This window comes from Synechococcus sp. R55.2, from assembly GCF_047462075.1.
Classification (GTDB): Bacteria; Cyanobacteriota; Cyanobacteriia; order Thermostichales; family Thermostichaceae; genus Thermostichus.
Genome location: NZ_JANSIH010000300.1, coordinates 1 through 4,120, shown reverse-complemented (window position 1 = coordinate 4,120; position 4,120 = coordinate 1). Strand labels below are relative to the sequence as shown.

At 57.5% G+C, this 4,120-nt stretch carries 5 protein-coding genes; 3 read left to right on the top strand and 2 right to left on the bottom strand.

Going from position 1 to position 4,120, the window contains the following annotated elements:
- Positions 1-226 precede the first annotated feature (226 nt).
- Entirely contained in the window at positions 227-874 is a 648-nt protein-coding gene (gene gmk, locus NW838_RS09780; protein WP_414427952.1) for a guanylate kinase, read from the bottom strand.
- Between the two features lie 99 nt (positions 875-973).
- On the bottom strand, positions 974-1,243 hold the full coding sequence (gene remA / locus NW838_RS09775; RefSeq protein WP_414330335.1) for an extracellular matrix/biofilm regulator RemA: 270 nt from the start codon (positions 1,241-1,243) through the stop codon (positions 974-976).
- A gap of 359 nt (positions 1,244-1,602) precedes the next feature.
- On the opposite strand from remA, the gene NW838_RS09770 reads away from it, so the two are divergent.
- The 3 genes from NW838_RS09770 to lipA all read left to right on the top strand — a co-directional run.
- Positions 1,603-2,616, top strand: a complete 1,014-nt coding sequence (locus NW838_RS09770; RefSeq protein WP_414427953.1) for a phosphotransferase enzyme family protein — start codon at positions 1,603-1,605, stop codon at positions 2,614-2,616.
- Positions 2,617-2,662: 46 nt separating this feature from the next.
- Entirely contained in the window at positions 2,663-3,160 is a 498-nt protein-coding gene (locus NW838_RS09765; protein WP_414355504.1) for a DUF4079 domain-containing protein, read from the top strand.
- 207 nt (positions 3,161-3,367) lie between these two features.
- Positions 3,368-4,120, top strand: a 753-nt coding sequence (gene lipA, locus NW838_RS09760; RefSeq protein WP_414427951.1) for a lipoyl synthase, incomplete at its 3' end; no start/stop codon positions are given.

Here is a 4,120-nt window from a genome sequence, read left to right as displayed (position 1 = left end):
CTTCGAGGACGCGCATGAGCCTACTTTATCAAAGGTCTAGCAAGATAAAAGCCGCTCTTGTCGCGTCAGCGGGCCGTAGGCCTTAGGGCGGGGCTTCAGACCCAGTTTTTTGGTAAAGCCAAACTACCCTCCCCAGCAGCTTTTTTCTTAACCGAAAGTTAACCCTAGGCCCAATCTGGAGCCACTGCACCACCGACACCAGCGTTCCGGGAAGGGGCTGGAGAAGCTAGGGCTGCTGCTCCCCTGAAGAGGCAGAGGGGGGATAGAGCAGGGCTTCCAGCTCCTGCAGCGCTTGCTCCAGGTTGTCGTTGACAATCACGTAGTCAAATTCGTCTTGGGCATCCAATTCCTTGCGGGCCTGTTCCAGGCGGCGCTCGATGCTGGCCTCTGAGTCTTGTCCGCGCTCGCGGATGCGACGTTCCAGCTCTTCCAGAGAAGGGGGACAGAGAAAGATGCGAATGGCATCTGGGTACTGTTGCCTCACCTGACGGGCCCCCGCCAGCTCAATTTCCAGCAGCACATCCTGACCCTGATTGAGTTTTTGGAACACGATCTCGCGGGGAGTGCCGTAAAAGTTGCCCGCATACTGTGCCCATTCCAACAGCTCGTTGGCTTCAATCAAGTTGAGAAATTCCTCCCGACTGCGAAAGTAGTAGTTGACGCCTTCCTGTTCGCTGGGGCGGGGGGGGCGGGTGGTGACCGAAACCGAGAAATACAACTCGGGGTGGCGCTGGCGCAACTGGCTGACCAACGTACCTTTGCCCACTCCACTGGGCCCTGTCAAAACCACCAAGCGACCGCGCGGGGTGGGAGCCGGAAGGGATCCCTGCTGCTGCGTACACTCAGAGGGAACTGGGGTAGGAGAGGCTGGCATAGACAGAGACCGACGCAAGACGGCTGGGCAATTGACTTGTTTGGGTTGGTTTTAGGATATCTCACTCCTGGTTCCTCAGACGGCTCACAGCGATGGCTTTCACTCGGTTTCGTCTGGCAAACCGGGCTTGGCCGTCAGGAAGCGGTTGGCAACGGTTTCGGGTTGGATGGCGGAGAGGATGACGTGCCCGGAATCGGTGATGATGACAGCGCGGGTACGACGACCATAGGTAGCATCCACCAACTGGCCCCTCTCGCGGGCATCGCTGATGATGCGTTTGATGGGAGCTGACTCGGGACTGACAATGGCGACCACACGCCCAGCGGCGACGATGTTGCCAAAGCCAATGTTGATTAGGCGGGTATCCATGGGGTGATGAGCGAACCTAACGGCTGTCCGGCCAGCGACCTTCATTAAGGTAGCAAATGGGGCTCTTTCGCGGGTTTGCTACAACGACACCTGAGTTCTCGGCCAATGGGGCAGTGGGTTTCGGCGACAAATCCCGTTCGGGTGAGCCGCAAAAAGGCTGTGGTTGCATAACAAGCTGCACCCTCCCAAACAACTTGCCCTGTTTATCGAGGACGGTAAAATCGTCAACATGAAGCCACTTCAATGGAACTTGAACTGTAAGCCTCAAAGGCCGCCGCTGTGGTAAGCAGTTTGAGGCAGCTCTGAAAACGAAAAGATCGACCCAGCACCCCAAGCTTGAATAGATTTCTTCCTTGCCTATGCTTGACCTGACTTGGCTGGATCCCCTTGTCCAGCACTTTCAACTGGGGGATCCAAAGCCACCCGAAGCCATCCGAGTGGGCCTCATTCACCAAACCTGGAAACTCATCACCTCTGAGGGATCCTTCATCGCCCAGCGCCTTCACCCCCGATTTGATCCTGCTGTCACTGAAGATGGTCAAGCCATCGGCCAATGGTTGAGACAACACGGCTTCCCCGTCCCCCAATTCCGCCGCGCTCGCGATGGATCCCTGCACTTGGCCTGGGCAGAAGGACTGTGGCGGGTCATGGATTGTCTGCCGGGATCCTGTCACCCAACTCCTCCCAATTGGGGCTATCTGGAAGAGGCGGGGGCAGCCGTTGGACGCCTGCATCGACTCTTGGCCCAGATGGACTATCGTTTTCGCTTCCAGATCCCGCATTTTCACGATACGGCTCACCTTTGGCAACAGCTACGCCAGCACGAACCGGTGCCAGAAGTGCAGGCAGAATGGCAGTTTTTAATCGAAACTGTGCCGAATCTTCTGCTGCCCTCAGGGATCCCAACTCAAATCATCCACGCCGATCTCAAGTTCAACAACTTTTTGTTCGATGAGCAGGGGCGATTTGTGGGCCTGGTGGATCTGGACACCTTCATGTATCACAACCTCTATGTTGAACTGGGGGATGCCCTGCGCTCCTGGGGTAAACGAGGAAATACCCTTCAGCCCGAGGCAATCCTGGCCGGGTTGCGGGGCTATGCCCAAACCGGGAACTTGCACGCCCTACAACCGGAACTCCTTCTCCAAGGGATCCAACTGATTACCCTGGAATTGGGGATGCGCTTTTTGCAGGATTGGTTTGAAGACGCCTACTGGAATTGGGATCCCCAACGCTACCCCAGCCGCAAGGCCCATAACCTGGCCCGCTGCCAACAGCAAATTTGCCTATATCAAGACCTCACCCAGAGGGTGCCTCAACTGTTGGAGTCCATGCGCGCCCTTTGGTCTCATGAGCGGCAAAAGAGAGATTAACTTATGTTAATTTAGGGGCATCTTCCTCTTTCTTCCCGCGGTCTCTATGAGCATTCAACTTCCCCGCTGGCTAGAGCTGGCCTTGCCCTTCTTTCATCCTGTGCTGATGATTTTGGCGTTTGCGCTGGCCTTGTATGCCCTTTACCTGGGTCTGCAAGCGCGACGGGTGCGCACTGCCTCGGCAGAAGAACGCAAGGAGCTGATCAAAGGGAAGTTTGGTCAGCGGCATTTCCTTGCCGGATCCCTGTTCTTGTTGTTGATGGTGTTCGGAGCCCTGGGCGGCATGGGGGTTACCTACCTGAACAACGGCAAGCTGTTTGTTGGGCCTCACTTGCTGGCCGGGTTGGGCATTGTGGCCTTGGTGGCCAGCTCTGCGGCTCTGGCACCGCTGATGAAAGACGGGCAAAAAGTCTGGGCGCGCAACGTGCATATTCTATTGAACGTGGTGATCCTGGCGATCTTGGGTTGGCAGGCGGTGACCGGCTTCCAGATTGTGCAGCGCATCGTCGACCAAATGCTGACCACACCTCCCCAGGTGGCCTAGCCTCCCTGAAAACCCACTGAACAGGGCTGAGCGCTGTGAGGACTTTGATTCGCGGGTGCAAACCGAGAAGCTCACAGACTCAGTCCTGCCCTTTTCTAAATTCGGGGCTTCGTCATGTCAGAATGGCAAAGCAGGCGCTGCATCCTTCGACTGTAGAAGGGCGCTATCTTGCTGCTGCTACCCAGCTTCAACGCAATGGTTCTTCCCATGTCGGTTAGCCCTCTTCCCAATTGGGTCAAGCGTTCCATCGGCAAAGCCAGCGAGACTTCAGCGGTGCAGCAGGTGATCAAGCAGCGGGGCCTGCACACCATTTGCGAAGAGGGGCGCTGCCCAAACCGAGCCGAGTGCTACAGCCAAAAAACCGCTACATTTCTGTTAATGGGAGGGATCTGCACCCGCGCCTGCTCTTTTTGCCAGGTGGCCAGTGGACGGCCCGCACCATTGGATCCCGCAGAACCGGAGAAAGTGGCCGAGGCGGTTGAGCTGCTGGGGCTCAGCTATGTGGTACTCACCTCGGTGGCCCGCGACGATCTGCCCGACCAGGGATCCGGTCGCTTTGTGGAGGTCATCGAGGCAATTCGGCGGCGCTGCCCCGGCACCCAGATCGAGGTGCTCACCCCCGACTTTCGCGGGGATCGCGAGTGCATTGCCCGTGTGGTGGCTGCCCAGCCTGTTTGCTACAACCACAACATCGAAACGGTGCGACGCCTCTCCCAGGCAGTACGGCGCAGCTCCGGCTACGACTTGTCCTTGCGGGTTTTGCGAACGGTCAAGGAGCTGAATCCTGGATTACCCACCAAGTCTGGGCTGATGCTGGGGCATGGGGAGACCCGCGCAGAAGTGCTGGAAACCTTCCGGGATCTGCTGGCGGTGGGATGCGACCGTCTGACCCTGGGGCAATACCTGCAGCCTTCTTTGGCGCATCGCCCTGTGGAACGCTACTGGACTCCGGAGGAGTTT

What these genes read in the sequence shown, in the direction of transcription:
- gmk (WP_414427952.1), bottom strand. Translation starts at nt 874, where the DNA reads ATGCCAGCCTCTCCTACCCCAGTTCCCTCTGAGTGTACGCAGCAGCAG.
- remA (WP_414330335.1), bottom strand. Translation starts at nt 1,243, where the DNA reads ATGGATACCCGCCTAATCAACATTGGCTTTGGCAACATCGTCGCCGCT.
- NW838_RS09770 (WP_414427953.1), top strand. Translation starts at nt 1,603, where the DNA reads ATGCTTGACCTGACTTGGCTGGATCCCCTTGTCCAGCACTTTCAACTG.
- NW838_RS09765 (WP_414355504.1), top strand. Translation starts at nt 2,663, where the DNA reads ATGAGCATTCAACTTCCCCGCTGGCTAGAGCTGGCCTTGCCCTTCTTT.